Below are 16,179 nucleotides of genomic sequence, written 5' to 3'. Positions count from 1 at the left end.
CCTCAGCGTCACCGAACGTCAGTTGCATGGATCAATACTCCACATGAGGCGGGTAGTGTCGCGTATCTGTGGTGCGTTGTTCAGAGCTTCCCTAGATGACGAGGCGGCCAAGAGCGCAGACGACCAGCGCACGGAGCGCTGCGCGGCTCGGAGTTAATTGTGCGTCGTCCCCTTCTTATATTGGAGCTCGCGCGACAACGATGCGGAGCTTAGACTCAATGGCGTTCAGCGAGCCCTTGAAAACGCAAGGGCGTCTGACTTATATCTGACTTATCCCGCTACGAAGACGAAGCCCCGCCTGTCCCGAACTCGCGCTCTGATCGCGCCACCTTCGGCTATGCGATCCGAAAACGAAGTGATCGCCGACCTTGAGGCCCTGTGCACTGAGCCCGGCTACATTCACGCCGTCGCGGCATTGTGCTTTCGCTACAACATGATGCTGATTGGCGAGCATCTGACGGCGTCGGACGTGCAGGATCGCTTCAATCTAAGTCGATTGTTGCGAACCGAGATCAATACACTGCTCGGACTGATGCTCAAGACACCTATTGATTGGTCGGTCCCGTCTAATGAGCGGCTGAGTGAATATGTCGAAGCCAGTGATCGGCTTCTGCAAGAGTTGCACGATGCCCTGTCCAGCGCATTCGATCTGGGCGAAATGTTCGGAGCTTTGGAGCGCGGTGAGACCCATAACCCTTTTGACTCAGGCGAGGTGATGCGCGAGCCGATCTTCTATGCGGCCGAGTCTGCGTACAACTTCCAGTATCTGGATTTAGGGAAGGTCTGATCAACTCACCACAGATGCGCGACACTACCCGCCTCATGTGGAGGATTGATCCATGCAACTGACGTTCGGTGACGCTGAGGGCCTGGGCAAGCGCAAGCAGACCCGGCGGGAGATCTTCCTGGCCGAGATGGAGCAGGTCGTTCCGTGCCAGCAACTGCTCGGGCTGATCGCGCCGCACTATCCGGCGTCGGGGCGGCCAGGGCGGCAGCCGTACGCACTGGCGACGATGTTGCGGGTTCATCTGCTGCAGCAGTGGTATGCGTTGAGCGATCCGGCGCTGGAAGAAGCGCTGCACGAGATTCCGACCTTACGACGCTTTGCCCGGCTCGGGGGGTGGACAACGTTCCGGACGAGACCACGATTCTCAACTTTCGATGCCTGCTGGAGACCCGTGGTTTTGCCGCGCGGGTGCTGGAAGCGGTCAACGCGCATCTGGCGCGCAAGGGCCAGAGCCTACGCTCCGGGACGATCGTCGATGCGACGCTGATCGCTGCGCCCAGTTCGACCAAGAACGCCGACCATGCGCGCGACCCTGAGATGCATGAGACCAAGAACGGCAATCAGTGGTATTTCGGGATGAAGGCGCACATCGGCGTAGACAAAACGCGACGAACTGCAGGCCTGCAAGGCAGACTTCTTCATCGCCGCCAGGCCCTCGACGGTGCAAGCCATCGGCAACAACTGCGAGCGTGCTCGGGAACAGCGTTGGGAACACTTCAAGGCCAGCGTGCGCGCGAAGGTGGAGCATCCATTTCGAGTGATCAAGCGCCAGTTCGGTTACACGAAGGTCCGCTATCGCGGTCTGGCCAAAAACTCCGCACAAGTGCTGACGTTGTTTGCGCTGTCAAACCTGTGGATGAAGCGAAAGCAGCTACTGCCTGCGATGGGGAGCGGGCGCCTGTAACCCAAGGAATTGCAACGGAAAGCACCAGAAATGGCGAAATTCCGAAGATCCAAACGCCACTCTTCGGAACGATGCGACATTCCGCCCTTTCAGGCCTCGTTGTTCAGACCTTCCCTAACGCCGCGACTGCCATTGATATACAATTCTCACGGCGGCGCATCGTGCCAGAGCGCTTGGCGTCACATAAGAAATAGATATTCTGTAAGCCGGGGAAGGAACCCACATGTACAGGCATAAGCCATGAATGGAATTGAATTCTCCGCAGCGCAGATACCTTGGGGGCGCGTGGCTCTGTACTTATTTCTTAGCACTGTGGTGCTTGGAAATATCGCGACGCTTGTACGTGCCCGGCTAAACTGGGCCGATGGCTATTCTCGTAAGTTGAACCACGTCGGGATCATGCTTATCACTCTGCCCTTGCTGGCATTTCTGCCGGATGAGCAGCTGCTTCCATCGATCATGATCGGTTCGATTGGGTTGGTCGCGATCTACGCCCTTTCCGCCGTCAGTGTGCATCCACTTGTTTTTGGCATAGTTTCAGGAAGCCTTAGGCGTAGAGATGCACCCTACAGCAGATTCTTCTTCTTTTTGCCGCTGATTTCGTTCAACGTGACGTTGACGATCTGCGCATTTTTCTTCCCCTTGGAAATTGTGAAAGTCGCGTTCTTCACCGTCGCTCTGGCGGATGGCTTGGCGGAACCTGTCGGATTGAGGTTCGGGAAGAGCAATTCCTACGAAGTCAAAGATCTGGTTTGGGGGCAAAAAAACACTAAGTCGATCGCTGGCTCGGCCGCTGTGGCAAGCGTTGCCTTCGTAGTAGCGTATGGGATGCTTGTCGTGGCCTATGGTGCTTCTGCGGTAACGGTAGTTGCTGCTGCAATCTATGCTCTTGCTTCAGCCGCCATTGAGGCCATATCACCGCGCGGACTCGATAATATGGTGCTTATGGCCTCATGTCCCTTGATTCTTTCAGGCCTGATTGGCGTGATGATCTAAGCCGCGCTCGATTTCAGCCTGCGACACCTGGCGTCCCCGGTAGAATTTGTGCTGAGCCATTTCGAGCATTTCGAGATCATCCTTAGTGTCTCCGTAGGCAAAGATTTCCCTGTACTCGAACACATCAAACCGGGTCCGGATCTGACATGCCTTGCGCGGACCACTGCAGTCGCCCTGCTTGTAACGTCCGTAAGTACGTCCGCCTGAGAACTTAAGCTCTGTGCAGATTAGGTCGATTCCTAAAGCTTTACACCAGTCTGAAAGATAGACATCTAGCGAAGCGGACACTACAACTACAGTGTCACCGCGGTCTTTATGCCACCGGATACGCTCCAGCATCTCGGGTCTCACGACCGCCGGCAGCACCTTCGTGCTGAAGCTTGCTCCGGCAGCGCGAATCTCCTTCTCGCTACGTCCAAAAAATCCAAATCTGGATACCCCGGTTCGGATTGTTGAGCCGCGGACAATGCCGAGCTTATAGCCAACTATTAGCGGGCTGAGCAAGATCTTACCGAGCAATAGACGGCTCGGCTTTACCGCCTCGTGGATGAATGCGGTGAACGTGTCTTTAGAAGTTATGGTCCCATCAAAGTCGAACAGTGCTAGGTCGTTCATGTCGTGCCTCGGCATCAATAGTCAATGAGAGTAGGCTGGCCGCCTCAACACGTGGACAGCTTCAACCACCTCATCCAAAAACGCCGCCGCAGTGACTAATGGGCCGGCACCAGGGCCTTGGATCACAAGCGGTCTTTCGCTGTACCGACTTGAATGAATAGCGCAGCAATTGTCCGTGCCATATGCGGCCACAAGTGGATGATCGCGTTCGAGCTCGGCCAGCGCGACATGACCGCCAGCTGCATTAGCTCTGCCGACGTAGCGAAGCACGCAACCGTTGTCCCGTGCGCATTGGATTCTATAAGCCAGTGCCTCGTCGGAGGCGGCACCTCGCTTCGCAGTAACGGGTTCAACCGTTATATCGTCACGTTCTAACCTCATTCCCGGTTCTCTGACCAAGATCAACAGCTTGCGCGCGACATCTTCACCGCTAAGGTCGATAGATGGATCGGGCTCCGTGTATCCCTCGGCAGCAGCTTTCTCAACGACACTGGAGAAAGGCTCGCTTCCACCAAAGTTCGACAGGATCCAACCCAAGCAGCCAGACAATGTTCCCTCGATGTGACTAATCTCGTCACCGCCCGCGACGAGCTTACGGATCGATCGCAAAAGGGGTAGTCCAGCGCCAACCGTCGCGCTGTCGCCGTAGATGGTGTGCTTGCTGCGTTCGAGCCGAATTCGATCGGAGTAGGCAAGCTCGCCAGCCAGTGCGAGCTTGTTAGCAGTTATCACAGATACGCCATTCTCAAGCCATTGGGCGTGCTGTGACGCGACATCTGCACATGCAGTCGCATCAACAACCACATCGTACTCGCGAACGGGGAACAGTTCCGTTATTGAGAGTACGCGTTGAGGAAGCGCACGAAGTCTAATCAACGTACCTTCAGGGTCACCCAGCGCGCACTCAGTGCTGCGGGAATTGGCGATGCCAGCGAGCGGCAGAAGACCGAGCCGTGCTCGGAGTCGCTCGTAGTGAGAGACCATAGCCCCTCCCACTTTGCCTGTGCCAAATAAGTAAACCTTAAAATCTTCGCGCGCGTCAAATAGCGAGGCGTGCTCCGACACCATTGCGTCCATGCTTTTAACTCCTCTCCGCGCCTACTCTGATCAAGGGCGGCATTCAATCCAGAACTTTTATTGCTTTTAGTCAAGCCCGCGGCCGCGACGAGATTCTAGCCAGATCGGCTGAAGTCTGTCAAGATCGGCCCCCAAGACTGGGGAAAGTCGGCTGAGATGCGGCTGACTAGGCATACTGCAATGGAGGGCAGAACGGTGTCGAATGCAAGAATTCGGTTATTGCCGCGTAAGTACGTTGTTTCGGACGCTGATGGGAATCCTCGTCGCGTCACAGTGCGCGATGCTCTGCGCCAGTACGTTCACTCGCTGAACTTCTTCGAGGACCGTCGCCGGCTGCTCCATGCAGCCTTCGAATTTAGTCACCTGCTGATGGTCGTGCCAACGATCGCTTTTTTTACGCTGTACTTGAGTTGGTGGACTCTGGCTGCTTACTCCGGCATGTTCTTTGTGCTGGCAAACTTCCACAATACGATCTGGTACCACCGCTACTGCAGCCATCGCGCCTTTTCCTTTGCGTATCCGCTTATTCCCAAGCTATGCCTCTGGTTCAATCCGCTAGGCTACCGTGAAGAAGTCTATGCGCTTGTCCACCATGTGCACCACACGAAAGCGGACAGTGATGAGGATCCCAACGGTCCACGACTCGGTTGGCTGGGCAACTACACGGCCTCCTATTTCCAGATTGATACGGACATTTCTATAGATGCTTTCGAGCAACTGAAGTCGCGTCTTTCTCACATTGGAATGCCATTTTCTACGTATGAATCGTTCCGGCGATGGGGCTGCGTAGAGTACATCCCGCATTACCTCGCACGCTGGATCTTTGCCACGTCGTTTTGGTGCTCCGTTTTTTATTTGGTTGGAGGTTTGCCTCTGCTGGCCGCTTGGTTTGCTGTCCAGTTTTCTTGGCACGCAATCGTTAGAGATTTCAATTTCCGCGGGCATGGAACTCATGAGAAGCCGAGCCAGGTTGACGGCTGGGACTTTGATCGGAAGAGCCTCGCGCTCAATCAGAGGTTCTACGGGTATTTGGCGGGAGAGTGGCACAACAACCACCATGCTTTCCGCGCCTCAGCGAACACGGCGTTCTTGCGGGGTCAGCTGGATATCCCGTTCCTTATCATTCGGATCATGAAGAGAATAAGGCTCGTTTCGAGCTACCACGACCATTCATTACAGTTTCGTGCGCGTTACCTGGAAGGCCCTAGAGAGCATCGCGAGAATTACTCAGAGACCAGCTAGGTGGTAACGCAGCGTCACGGGCAGTGAGGGTTCAAAGAAGGAGGGTCGCAACATGAGCTGGCAGTCGCGGCTCAGCAACTGGATTGTCAGCAAGACTCTTCGCAGATCTATCCAAGGTGCTGACTTCAGAACCGCTATCAAGCGCTTTAGTTCTCTACTGGAGCTAGCCGCATTTTTCGTTCCGTTACCAGTGCGTATGCAAAGGGCGCCCATTGTCTACGGGGGGGTACCTTGCGAATGGATTAGCTGCCGTAGTGATCAATCCACCGATGGCCCAATGATTATTTATCTACATGGGGGGGCATTCGCGATGGGTTCGATTAGAACTCATCGTGACATCGCGCGGCGGCTCGCCCAGACAAGCGGATTCCCGGTCCTGCTGGTTGGATATAGCCTCACGCCAGCGAGTCCGTATCCGGCTGCGCTGGATGACGTTATCTCCGTCTATGAGATCCTTCGCGCTGGGCGGGTTTTCCCCCGGCCTTTGGCATTTGCGGGCGACTCCGCGGGGGGTAACTTAGCGATTGCTGCGACATTTCGTATCCTTGAACGAGGCCGCGAGCCGCCGTTTGCGCTAGCGTTGTTCTCTCCGTGGCTTGACCTCGCTAATTCGGCGAACAAGCATGAGAGCGGTACAGCGCGGGAGTACATGCTCGACCGCGCTTTTTTGGAAAGCGCTGCTGAAGAATACGCCAATGGCATCAGGCTGGACGACCCTCGCATTTCACCCATCAATGGCCCCATCCACAGGCTGCCACCAGTACATGTCTGCGCGGCAGAGACTGAATTGCTGGCAAGCGATTCAGAGCGTCTCGTCCAGCGAGGGCAGGAGCTCGGCGTAGATGCCGAGCTGCAACTATGGGCGGATCAGATGCACGCCTTCCCCACGTTCGCAGCCGTCCTGCCAGAGGGAGTGAGCGCAGTCAAAAAGGCCGCTGCTTTCTTAGTTGCGCGCGCAAAGACTGCTAAAATCTCTTGACAAACGCACAGGTCATCGACTTTAATTTGTGGGACAGGAAGTTCTAACAACATAAGAAACAAGAGAGTAGTTCATGGATGAACCTACAATGCCGCTCTTCGGGTGCGCGATCCGCAAGCAGATGTTCCAGTCCGGCGCGAGACTGATCCGGAGAGGCCGATTTGAGTTTCTGAGGCTCAAGTCGCCTGGCCAGCATTTCAGTGAAGATGCGCAGGCGGGATTGTTGCAGCGTTTTGCCGAGATCACTAACACTATCTACCGCGCAGACACGACTCACTACTGGTCGACGCGCGCTAATTATTTTAAGAGCATTGATGATCTATGGACTGTCCATCTCAACGGAGAGTTCGTTGGGTGGGCGGGTGTAGCGTGGATGCGCGGACGTGGTCGTCCGATCCTCTACGTTGACACGATGAATATGCGACCGCGTGCACTCCGCTCTGGGGCAGGAGGTTACACGCTAGGTGAAATGCTTGTGCATGAGTTCATCCTCATGTGTTTTGTCCGGACATGGTTGCCTAGCCCTTGCGCGTTTCGGACTCAGAGCCCTGTCGTTTATCGGCTTGCACAAGCTGCATCTAGGGCGTCGGTGTTTCCGTGTGTGGATGGAACGCATCGCAGTGAGAAGCGAGCCTCAAGCGTGGCCGCTGAGGTTGCGCGGAGGCTTTCGCCCACCCATGAATTCGACTTAAATCATTCCATCATCAAAGGTGCCTATAGTCGGAGCTTGTACGCCACCGGCAGCCCCGTGCTGAAAGCAGCGGATCCCGCTGTCGCGTCGTTCTGGCAAGACCACCTTGATCACGATTCCGGCGACGCGGTGGTAATCGTTGTGTTGCCAACGCGTATAGAAGCGGCAAAAGCGTTGTTGCGCTACTTCGGGGCGATCTGGCGTGAGCGATTCGCGACGTTTGCCCGGCCCTCATTGAAGCGGCGAACCCCCGAGCAGCGTTGACGGTGCAAAGCTAGGGCGACCGGGAGCGGCATTCCTAGGAAGATCTCCAAAGGGAAGTGGACAGGGTATGGACCAACAGTCGACATCGAGCTCGGCTTTCGATGGCATGGATCGCAGCCGAAGCGGGTATGACGTGACAACCGATCACCTCAAACTTCTACGATTCCTGGATGAGCGGGTGGACCGCAACCAGGATGTGATCTCGCCATGGGAACAAGCGAGCCTGCAGGGCGCGCGAATACTGATCGCCGGATGCGGAAGCGTCGGTGGCAGCGCTGTAGAGTCGCTCACCCGGATCGGGGTCGGTGGGTTGTCCCTTGCCGATCCCGAACCATTCGACGTAAGCAACCTTAATCGCCAAGCCTGCGCTATCTCTGAGGTCGGGACGAATAAGGCAGTTGCACTTTCAGATCGAGTGCTGGCCATAAATCCCCTGTGCGATGTCAAGGTGTTCCAGAGCGGGATCACTGAGCAAAACCTCGATTCTGCGATCGCAGGCGTTAGCCTGATCTTCGATGGAATTGACGTCGGTGCCGCGCCCGTGGAGAAATACCTCTTACATACCCGCGCATGCACTTACGGCATCCCTGTGATGGCAGGTATGGACTTTGGTGGAAAAGCCGTTCTATACATATTTGACTATCGCAAGCCCGGATGCAAACCGTTCTATGGTAGAACGACAGAGGCGGCCCATCGCGAGCATCGTTTCGCAGACTGCTTGACGTGGCTCGGCAATAGCCATTTCCCAGCTGATTTCCTTCCCATCATTAGCGACCGCCTAGTAAGCAAGAAGCCTTGGCCGCAAGTTGCATACTGCGTACAAGCGATGGGAGCGATCGCGACACGTTGTGCCGTCGAGATTCTGGCAGGACAGGCGGTGCGCCACGTAGTTGTCGTTGACGCACACCTAGCAACTATGACGGCGCCAAAGCGAGCTTGGTCGCGAGCGTTGGTCCTGCCCCGATTGATAAAAGCACTGAGAGTTTCTAAGTCCAGCGGGGCTCAGCGGCTAGCCATACAGGAGGACGTTCGGCGTTACTCTCTGGCGGAAGAAATGGTGGAAGCGATCCGGTCCGCGCCATCGCCTCATAATTGTCAGCCTTGGGAAATCGAAACATTTGGAGATGCTTGCCTGCGCATCGGACTCTCGCTTGATCGCCTTATCCCAGTAGTTGATTCATCAAACAATGGCGTAATCACAAGTTTAGGGTGCGCGGTAGAAGCGGCAGCCTGGGTCGCAGACGTGCGTATCACAGCGCCAGAAGTTCTGGCCGCTCGTTGCGAGTTGCTGATCGAGGCATCCGGTGTTTGTAAGGATCACATCTGGAAGGCACGATCACTTTTGGCGAGGCGCGTGACGAACCGCTTTCGGTATTCCAAAGCGGAATTACCTCAGTCAGCTGTCGACATATGCTTGAATGCAAAAAGTGATCTGGACGTGGAGATTCAATTCTCCAGTGGCATCCACACCGAACTGCACGATATTGCTAATGAAGGTGCTATGCGCCTATTCCATCGCGACGACTACGTCTCTGAGCTCCTAGAGCACATTAGATTCTCGCACTCAGAGGAGACGATGAACCGCTCGGGCATGACGCCGCGAGGACTTGGTTTGTCCTGGCCTTCCGCTGCTTTCCTTCAGCTGCTACGCGGCCAAGGTAGTTTGAGGAAGCTCGCACTAGCTGGTGGCCTCTCGAGATTAATGGCGGCGAATGCGGTTGAAAACATTCCATATTCGGGCGCATTCGCCTTAATCTCAATTCCGAAAGAAACAATTTCTGCGAGAATCGATGCGGGAAGAATTTTGATGCGAACGTGGCTTCACCTCACGGGCGCCGGTTACGCCTGCCAGCCAATTGATTTCACAATCAGCGATGATGCGGTACGCGCAAAAACCGGAGCGCTTTTCGGCATCACCTGCGAACGGATTCCAGCTGTAGTTCTAAGGATTGGGCGTCCTCTCGTCACCGTTGGTCGTACGACAATGCGCATGAGCGAGCATGCGCTGGTGCCTGCAATAGTAGGGGCTCCGCATGAATCTGTTTGAAGAAAAGGAGCTCAAGATTCTAGTGGTGGGCGCTACAGGGCAACTGGGATCCGCGGTTGTCGCGCAAGCAATTCTCGCAGGACACGAGGTGCGCGCGTTGGTACGTGCTGACGCAGACATAGAAAGGCTTCAGCTCGCGGGCGCCACAATCGTGCTTGGCGATCTGCGCGACAAATCTAGCCTACGCGAGGCATGTAGGGGGATGGACGGCGTCATAGCAACGGCATCAATGGTATTTCCAAGAGGAATTTTGACCTTTGAAGAAGTGGAGCGCGACGGGTACAGGAACCTGTTGGACGCATGCCTAGCAAACGGAGTGTCGCGACTGCTCTATGTGTCGATTGCGATGCCGCAGAAGGAAGAGTATCTGCGTACTGTTCCGACCTTGCGATTCAAAGCCGAAACAGAGGAGAGAATTCGCTCGTCCGGGCTCTGTTACACGACCTTCAGGTGTGCACCTTTCATGGATGACTACTTCGCGCTAATGGGAAGCGAAATTCCGCTTCGCGGCGAGTTGTCTGCGACGCTTAAGCGTGCATCAGGAATAACAAGGATAGCCCGCATAGCCATCGGCCGGAGTATTGATCGATGGGGTATTGCGCTAGTGCCGGGTTCACCACAGAGCAAGCATGCGTTTGTGGCAGTCGAAGACGTCGCTGGGTTGATGGTTGCGTCATTGATTGAGTCGGATACTTTCAATCGGACAATCGAGGTTAGCGGTCCTCGCGCCGTGTCTTGGCGAGAGATATGCGGAATTTACGAGTCAATCCGTGGTGCTCCCGTCGTGGCCTTGAGCCTGCCAGCATGGTTATTGCGGCAGACGGCAAAAGCTATTGCCTCGCTGATGCCTGTCGAGGCCAACCAGATCGGGCTGCTACGTGTGCTTGCCAGTGAGCAAAGTGGCGTCCAGCGATTGCCGTCCGCGCTGGCCGGGAAGTGCCGGCACCTAGATCCGGAGGCCTATCTGCGAGAGAAATCAAAGATCCGCCCACAGGTGGTGAGTTGAACTTATGCAAACTGTTTCCCATGCCATCGGAGGGGCCGAGCAGCACTCCGAAACGCCTTGGACAACGCGCCGGATAATTCTCGCGAAAAACTTCATTCTAGAGTGTGGAGGTGTTCTACCCGAGCTCGAAGTCTGCTATACGACAGCGGGAAAACTGTCGTCCACTGGAGATAACGTCGTATGGGTATTTCACGCTTTAACTGCAGACTCTAATCCGCAAGATTGGTGGAACTCACTAGTTGGGCCAGGGCAAGTGTTGAGCCCTGAGCGGCACTTCATCGTCTGCGCCAACATTATTGGCTCCTGCTACGGAACGACAGGGCCATCGCATGCGAAGGGGGCTCGAACAGAAGGCGTCGGCTTGAATTTTCCTTTGGTGACCATGCGGGACACTGTGCGTGCTCACAAATTACTTCGAAAGCATCTTGAACTGGGCACGATATCCTTAGGGATCGGCGGTTCTATGGGCGGCCAACAGGCGATCGAGTGGGCTTGTAGCGAGCCCGACGCGTTCCAGCGGCTCGTGCTCATAGCGACTAGCGCGCGACACTCACCATGGGGCATCGCTTGCAACGAGGCCCAGCGAATGGCGATGTGTGCAGAAGAAGGGTTCAGCATTGGTGATCCTTCGGCGGGGGCACAAGGGCTAGAAGCAGCGCGAGCAATCGCTATGCTTACCTATAGGGGTTACACGGCATTCTCAAAGACCCAAGTTGACAAGGAAAGTAAGGTGACTGGGTTCGCCGCAAGCAGTTATATGCAGCATCAAGGAAAGAAGCTATCTGCGCGTTTCTGTCCCTACTCATACTGGTCCCTTACGAAGACAATGGATAGCCACGACGTATCTCGTGGCCGAGGCAGCATCGAGGACGCTTTGAGCAGAGTTACGTCAAAGGTTCTGGTAATCGCGATCTCAAGCGACGTGCTCTTTCCCCCGAGCGATCAACATACCCTGGCAGCAGGAATACCAGACTCGAAGTTTGCGGAGATTGATTCAGTCTACGGGCATGATGGATTCCTGGTTGAAGGTAATAAGATTACAGTCCTTTTAGAAGAATTTATGTCCGAGATCGTGGGGGACTCTCGACTATCAGTGCAAAGTTCAGCAGGCGCCTCGTGCGGGCCATCCGTACCAGCTAAGGGAACTTAAAAGTGTGGTCGTGATGAACGTTTTAGTTAATCGAGTAGTGATTTATGGATATAGATAGCCTCCGCGTACAGCGCAGAGTCAGCCATCCAAGTGACCTACTGCCGCGAGTAGCTACCGCGCTAGTGCTCGCCCCACTAGCTGTGCTTGGAGTGCTATTTCTTCCGGCGCCATTTCTGGCCCGGGCTACCGCCGGCATCCTTCTCATCGCTGCTTGGGAGCTGCTGTTGCTTAGCGGGGTAAAGACTTATTCCATCCGCATTCCCGCAACCGTATTACTAGCGGCGACGTTGGTGGGCGCTGAAGGAGGCGTCGAATCGCATTGGGCGAGCGTGGCTATTTTTGCTGCCTTGACCGTTGGTTTCGTGGCCGCTGTTTGGCTGAAATTTCCAGATTCAGGAGCGAGTGGACGCTGGATGACGGTGATCGTCAAATTCGTGGTCGGCGCGATCGCGATCGTCGGGAGCTTCGTAGCGATGTTGACCCTCTCGACCGAAGAGCAGGGGCGAAATTTGCTACTGCTCGTGATTACTCAGGTATGTCTACTAGACACTTTCGGCTACTTCTTCGGTAAGTACCTGCCCTCGTTGGCTAGCACGCCTTTGCTTGCAGCTCGGATAAGTCCGAACAAGAACATAGGTGTAACGCTGCTATCTGTATTCGCCACGCTTAGTTGCTGTGCCGTCCTCACCTTGGTTTGGCGGGGCTTCGGTCCCGCGACAAACGCAATCATTGCGGCGTCAGCCCTTGCGCTGTTCATGGCGGTAATAGGCGATTTGGCAAGTAGTCTCCTAAAGCGTCAGGCAAAGGTTAAAGACAGCGGTGCGTTATTGCCAGGGCACGGCGGGGCAATCGACAGATTAGATTCGATGCTTCTGGGTGTTCCAGCATTTGCTGCCGTAGTGCAGATTTACTAAATTGAAGAGCTTGGGAGAGCTAACGGGATGAAAATAAGTCTGTGGACGAGCCACGCCCAGCGTAAAACGGCGTTAATTGTAGCGTTAGGTCTCCCTATTGCAGTCGTGGCTTGCCTCGTGAGCATCCAATGGATAGATCTTCCAGTTGCTACGTGGATTCACACTCGGGGCCTTGATACCCACAGCTGGATGCTTGTGTTTCTGAGCGTACCAGTTGTGATCGGGCCAGTTGCAGGCTTGTTTCTTCTGGCTTACGTGATTAGGCGGTTCTGGAAAGCACCCGGTACCTGGGAGCGCTTGGCTTTCGTTCTAAGCACGTCGCTACTTGCTTCAATCGCAGTGAAAGACATGTTGAAGCGTATGTTCGGACGAACATGGCCGCGGGACGTCTCAGACCCGGGACCGGCCGTGCTTGCTAATTGTCCGCCGCCAAGCCTCGGCTACATCAACGATGGCATTCACTCATTCCACTTCTTTGGCGGCAACAGCAAGCCGTTTCTCGCTTTCCCATCAGGCTCGACGGTAATGTTACTGGCAATCGTGGTGCCACTTTGCGTAGCTTTCCCACGAGTTCGTATTCCCCTCATCGTGTTCACGGTTTTCTCGCTGTTCTGCTTCGTACTGACGAACACGCATTTCGTCGCCGACGTGATTGCCGGCGTCTACGTTGGAGGTGTGATCGGCTTGATTGCGAGCGGGGCGCTGCCCGCGCGGATCAGCCAGTGTGACTAGAGCGCCACGCGGGGGAGTAGGAAACTCGGAGATGTCTTGGGTATGGCGAGTGTGGCGCAGACTCTCTAGATCCGTGGCATTGAAACTCCTCTTGGGAATAGCTCTACTCGTAGGCGTCCTGATTCACTTCGAGGTCGTGGAGAAGTTGCGGTCTGGGGCAGTGAGTATGCATAGCGGTTGGCTTACCCTCGGGGTGGTGGGCACGATGCTTTTGATCGCTACGCGCGCATGCCGATGGAACCTGGTGCTGGGAAGCTTCGGCACTCGACTAAGTTGGCGTGAACTTATTTCGATTTACGGGTCAAGCCTATTTCTTGGGCTGGTAAGTCCCGCGAAGATTGGTGAAGTAAGTAGAGCATGGTGGGTTAAGGATCGAGTGCCCGGTTTGCACATTGCAGCGTTCAGCGTTGCATTTGATCGTGCTCTCGACATTCCGCCGATGTTTATTCTGGTCAGTTTATTCGGCGCCTTGGCTCTAGCTCCAGAGGAATCACAGGCGTTAAACATGTTTCGACTTTCACTGGTGATGCTGTCACTGATGATTATCTTCCTACTGTTCCGGCAGGAGTACTTTTCCAATCTCGTTGGTCGAATGACCCGAAAGATCGTCGGTCGCTTGGTGTCAGAGAATGGCGAGCGCTCCCAATCAACCAGAATGCCGCCGCCTGTAGTGGCGAAAGCAGTAGCTCTTTCGGTTGTATCGCAGTGCTTAGCTGTTGTCCAAATGTACTGTTTTGCAAGGTGTGTCAGGATCGATGTTGACCCAGTTACCCTGTATGCAGTGGTTTCAATCGCCACGATGGTGTCGTGGTTGCCGATAACGATAGCTGGAATGGGAACGCGCGAAGCCGCAGTCGTTGCCGCACTTTCGGGAATCGGAATCGCTGCGGAACAAAGTGTTGGTTTCGCTTTGGTATGGCTTTTGAATTTTTTTGTGATGCTGCTGGCATTCGGATCAATCTTCATGATTCGGACTGCCACGAGCACCAAAGCAGAGAGAAAATCAGTAGAAACGCCCGGAGAAGTGAGGGTAAGGGATCCATGAAGGCAATTGCCGCGGTTCTAGTCGTGCTCATCAGTGGCTGCGCGTCGGGCACTAGATCAATCGCTATTGAAGATGCTAGGACCATCGATGCCGGCGATGTTCTCGACTCGGTATTGTTTGGGCCGAGTGAAGATCGATCAATTCCCGTCACCTTCATTCGTGAGGGTGGGTACGTCGGTTCGAGAATGGAAACCATGTTAGTAATTGATGGGCAGCCCGCGTTGCTTCTCAAGCCGGCAACTAAGGCACAAGTGCACGTCAGGTAATCCCCCCATTTGTAGCAGTCGCCAAAAGTGGAGTTATGCCGCAAGTGCCAACTTTTGCATTGGGGTAATGCCGCCGAGCGCCATGTTCGGAAGCTCGTGGTTGTAGGTCCATAGCCATCGTGTGGCTTTGTCTTGCACCTGCTCGATTGAGTCGAACATGGTTCGGGCCAACCATCCATAGCGTACCGTCCGGTTGTAGCGTTCAACGTAGGCGTTTTGCTGTGGCTTGCCTGGCTGGATGTGCTCAATCCGGATGTCGTGCTGCTCGGCCCAGCTCAGTAGTGCACCACTGATGTATTCGGGTCCATTGTCGCAGCGAATCACGCGCGGCTTGCCGCGCCATTCGATGATCTGCTCCAGCGACCGGATCACCCGGGCCGATGGCAAGGACAAGTCAACCTCGATCCCCAGCCCTTGGCGGTTGAAGTCGTCAATCACGTTGAACAATCGGAAGCTGCGACCGTCACTGAGCTGGTCGTGCATGAAGTCCATCGACCAGACCTGGTTGATCGACTCGGGCACCGCCAGTGGCTCGGGCTTGTCGCGCACCAGCCGCTTCTTCGGCTTGATCCGCAGGTTCAATTCCAGCTCCCGATAGATGCGATACACCCGCTTGTGGTTCCAGCCAAAGCCCTTGACGTTGCGCAGGTGCAGAAAGCACAAGCCGAAGCCCCAGTCGCGGTAAGCGGTGGTCAATCGGATCAACCAGTCAGCGATCAGCGCGTTCTCATCCGATGCCTTGGCCTGGTAGCGGTAGCAGGTCTGGCTGATCTGGAAGGTCTGGCAGGCGTGCCGGATGCAAGTTCGCCCACCTTCCACGACTTGCAGGGCCATCTCCCGGCGTTGAGATGGCCTCACCATTTTTTTGCCATTGCCTCCTTCAGCAGATCGGCGCTGAGCTGGGCCTCGGCGTACATCTTCTTCAGGCGCCGGTTCTCGTCCTGCAGCTCCTTGAGCTGGGACACCATCGAGGCGTCCATGCCGCCAAACTTGCTGCGCCACTTGTAGAAAGTCGCCGAACTGATGCCGTGCTCACGGCAAAGCTCTGGCACTGGCGTGCCGGCCTCGGCCTGCTTGAGCACCGCGATGATCTGGCTGTCGGTGAAGCGTGATGTCTTCATGGAAATCTCCTCGAGAAAGGTTACGAGAAAATTCCACTTCTTGCCCCTGCTGATCTGCGGGGGGATTACCCAATGTCCGCATTCCTCGTGGAAGACACTGTGTCTAATCATATGGGGGCCGATGCAGCGTTAAGCGCGATTTGGAGTTTGGAGCGCTCGGGCACTCGCGGCGAAATCGTTTCGAGCAAGCTCGCGCGGCTCGCACCGATGACTTTTGAGGACGCTCTCGATCACTTCGGAATCGCCGTGCTAGGGATGGTCTGATCAACGGCATCGGAGGATCAGCCTAACCACATCGGCCAGGCTGACGGCGCTCAGATCCTCGATTTTTTTGCCGTTTCCG

Annotated in this window: 14 protein-coding genes and 1 pseudogene; 12 read left to right on the top strand and 3 right to left on the bottom strand. The window is 55.4% G+C overall.

What is annotated here, in order from left to right:
• Positions 1 to 355: 355 nt before the first annotated feature.
• The 3 genes and pseudogenes from GGR62_RS20510 to GGR62_RS20500 all read left to right on the top strand — a co-directional run bounded on the left by GGR62_RS20510 (position 356) and on the right by GGR62_RS20500 (position 2,687).
• Entirely contained in the window at positions 356 to 787 is a 432-nt protein-coding gene (locus tag GGR62_RS20510) for a hypothetical protein (protein ID WP_184409665.1), read from the top strand.
• 52 nt (positions 788 to 839) lie between these two features.
• Positions 840 to 1,691, top strand: a pseudogene (locus GGR62_RS20505) (IS5 family transposase).
• A gap of 240 nt (positions 1,692 to 1,931) precedes the next feature.
• Entirely contained in the window at positions 1,932 to 2,687 is a 756-nt protein-coding gene (locus tag GGR62_RS20500) for a hypothetical protein (RefSeq protein ID WP_184409664.1), read from the top strand.
• On the opposite strand, the gene GGR62_RS20495 is transcribed toward GGR62_RS20500, so the two are convergent.
• Positions 2,661 to 3,302 (bottom strand): HAD family hydrolase, encoded by a 642-nt coding sequence (locus GGR62_RS20495; RefSeq protein WP_184409663.1) that lies wholly within the window; start codon positions 3,300 to 3,302, stop codon positions 2,661 to 2,663. The genes GGR62_RS20500 and GGR62_RS20495 overlap by 27 nt on opposite strands.
• 21 nt (positions 3,303 to 3,323) lie before the next feature.
• On the bottom strand, positions 3,324 to 4,379 hold the full coding sequence (locus tag GGR62_RS20490) for a homoserine dehydrogenase (RefSeq protein WP_184409662.1): 1,056 nt from the start codon (positions 4,377 to 4,379) through the stop codon (positions 3,324 to 3,326).
• Positions 4,380 to 4,598: 219 nt separating this feature from the next.
• Between GGR62_RS20490 and GGR62_RS20485 the strand changes: the two genes are divergently transcribed.
• The 8 genes from GGR62_RS20485 to GGR62_RS20445 all read left to right on the top strand — a co-directional run bounded on the left by GGR62_RS20485 (position 4,599) and on the right by GGR62_RS20445 (position 14,449).
• Positions 4,599 to 5,621 carry a hypothetical protein gene (locus GGR62_RS20485; protein WP_184409661.1) on the top strand — a complete coding sequence of 341 codons (1,023 nt, stop codon included), beginning with the start codon at positions 4,599 to 4,601 and terminating at the stop codon, positions 5,619 to 5,621.
• A 52-nt stretch (positions 5,622 to 5,673) separates the two neighbouring features.
• On the top strand, positions 5,674 to 6,600 hold the full coding sequence (locus tag GGR62_RS20480; protein WP_326520285.1) for an alpha/beta hydrolase: 927 nt from the start codon (positions 5,674 to 5,676) through the stop codon (positions 6,598 to 6,600).
• A 73-nt stretch (positions 6,601 to 6,673) separates the two neighbouring features.
• Positions 6,674 to 7,555 carry a hypothetical protein gene (locus GGR62_RS20475; protein ID WP_184409659.1) on the top strand — a complete coding sequence of 294 codons (882 nt, stop codon included), beginning with the start codon at positions 6,674 to 6,676 and terminating at the stop codon, positions 7,553 to 7,555.
• Between the two features lie 67 nt (positions 7,556 to 7,622).
• The gene (locus tag GGR62_RS20470; RefSeq protein ID WP_184409658.1) at positions 7,623 to 9,602 is read left to right on the top strand and encodes a ThiF family adenylyltransferase; all 1,980 of its coding nucleotides are present in this window, start codon (positions 7,623 to 7,625) and stop codon (positions 9,600 to 9,602) included.
• The gene (locus GGR62_RS20465) at positions 9,589 to 10,608 is read left to right on the top strand and encodes an NmrA family NAD(P)-binding protein (RefSeq protein WP_184409657.1); all 1,020 of its coding nucleotides are present in this window, start codon (positions 9,589 to 9,591) and stop codon (positions 10,606 to 10,608) included. The genes GGR62_RS20470 and GGR62_RS20465 overlap by 14 nt, the downstream gene beginning before the upstream one ends.
• Positions 10,609 to 11,802: 1,194 nt before the next feature.
• Entirely contained in the window at positions 11,803 to 12,672 is an 870-nt protein-coding gene (locus GGR62_RS20455) for a phosphatidate cytidylyltransferase (RefSeq protein ID WP_260306339.1), read from the top strand.
• A 27-nt stretch (positions 12,673 to 12,699) separates the two neighbouring features.
• Positions 12,700 to 13,404, top strand: coding sequence for a phosphatase PAP2 family protein (locus GGR62_RS20450; protein ID WP_326520284.1), 705 nt, complete (start codon positions 12,700 to 12,702; stop codon positions 13,402 to 13,404).
• Positions 13,405 to 13,435: 31 nt separating this feature from the next.
• Positions 13,436 to 14,449, top strand: coding sequence for a lysylphosphatidylglycerol synthase transmembrane domain-containing protein (locus tag GGR62_RS20445; protein WP_260306338.1), 1,014 nt, complete (start codon positions 13,436 to 13,438; stop codon positions 14,447 to 14,449).
• A gap of 299 nt (positions 14,450 to 14,748) precedes the next feature.
• Here the strand turns inward: GGR62_RS20445 and GGR62_RS20440 are convergent.
• A protein-coding gene (locus GGR62_RS20440) for an IS3 family transposase (RefSeq protein ID WP_260306337.1) occupies positions 14,749 to 15,836 on the bottom strand; the annotation gives its coding sequence in 2 pieces (ribosomal slippage) (positions 14,749 to 15,584 and positions 15,584 to 15,836; 1,089 coding nt in all).
• 72 nt (positions 15,837 to 15,908) lie between these two features.
• Here GGR62_RS20440 and GGR62_RS20435 point away from each other — a divergent pair.
• On the top strand, positions 15,909 to 16,100 hold the full coding sequence (locus GGR62_RS20435; RefSeq protein ID WP_184409652.1) for a hypothetical protein: 192 nt from the start codon (positions 15,909 to 15,911) through the stop codon (positions 16,098 to 16,100).
• The last annotated feature ends 79 nt before the right edge of the window (positions 16,101 to 16,179 follow it).

The sequence above is a fragment of the Xanthomonas sp. 3075 genome, from assembly GCF_014197275.1.
Classification (GTDB): domain Bacteria; phylum Pseudomonadota; class Gammaproteobacteria; order Xanthomonadales; family Xanthomonadaceae; genus Xanthomonas; species Xanthomonas campestris_B.
The sequence above is the reverse complement of the archived record's forward strand: the minus strand, read 5'-3'. Positions and strand labels throughout refer to the sequence as shown.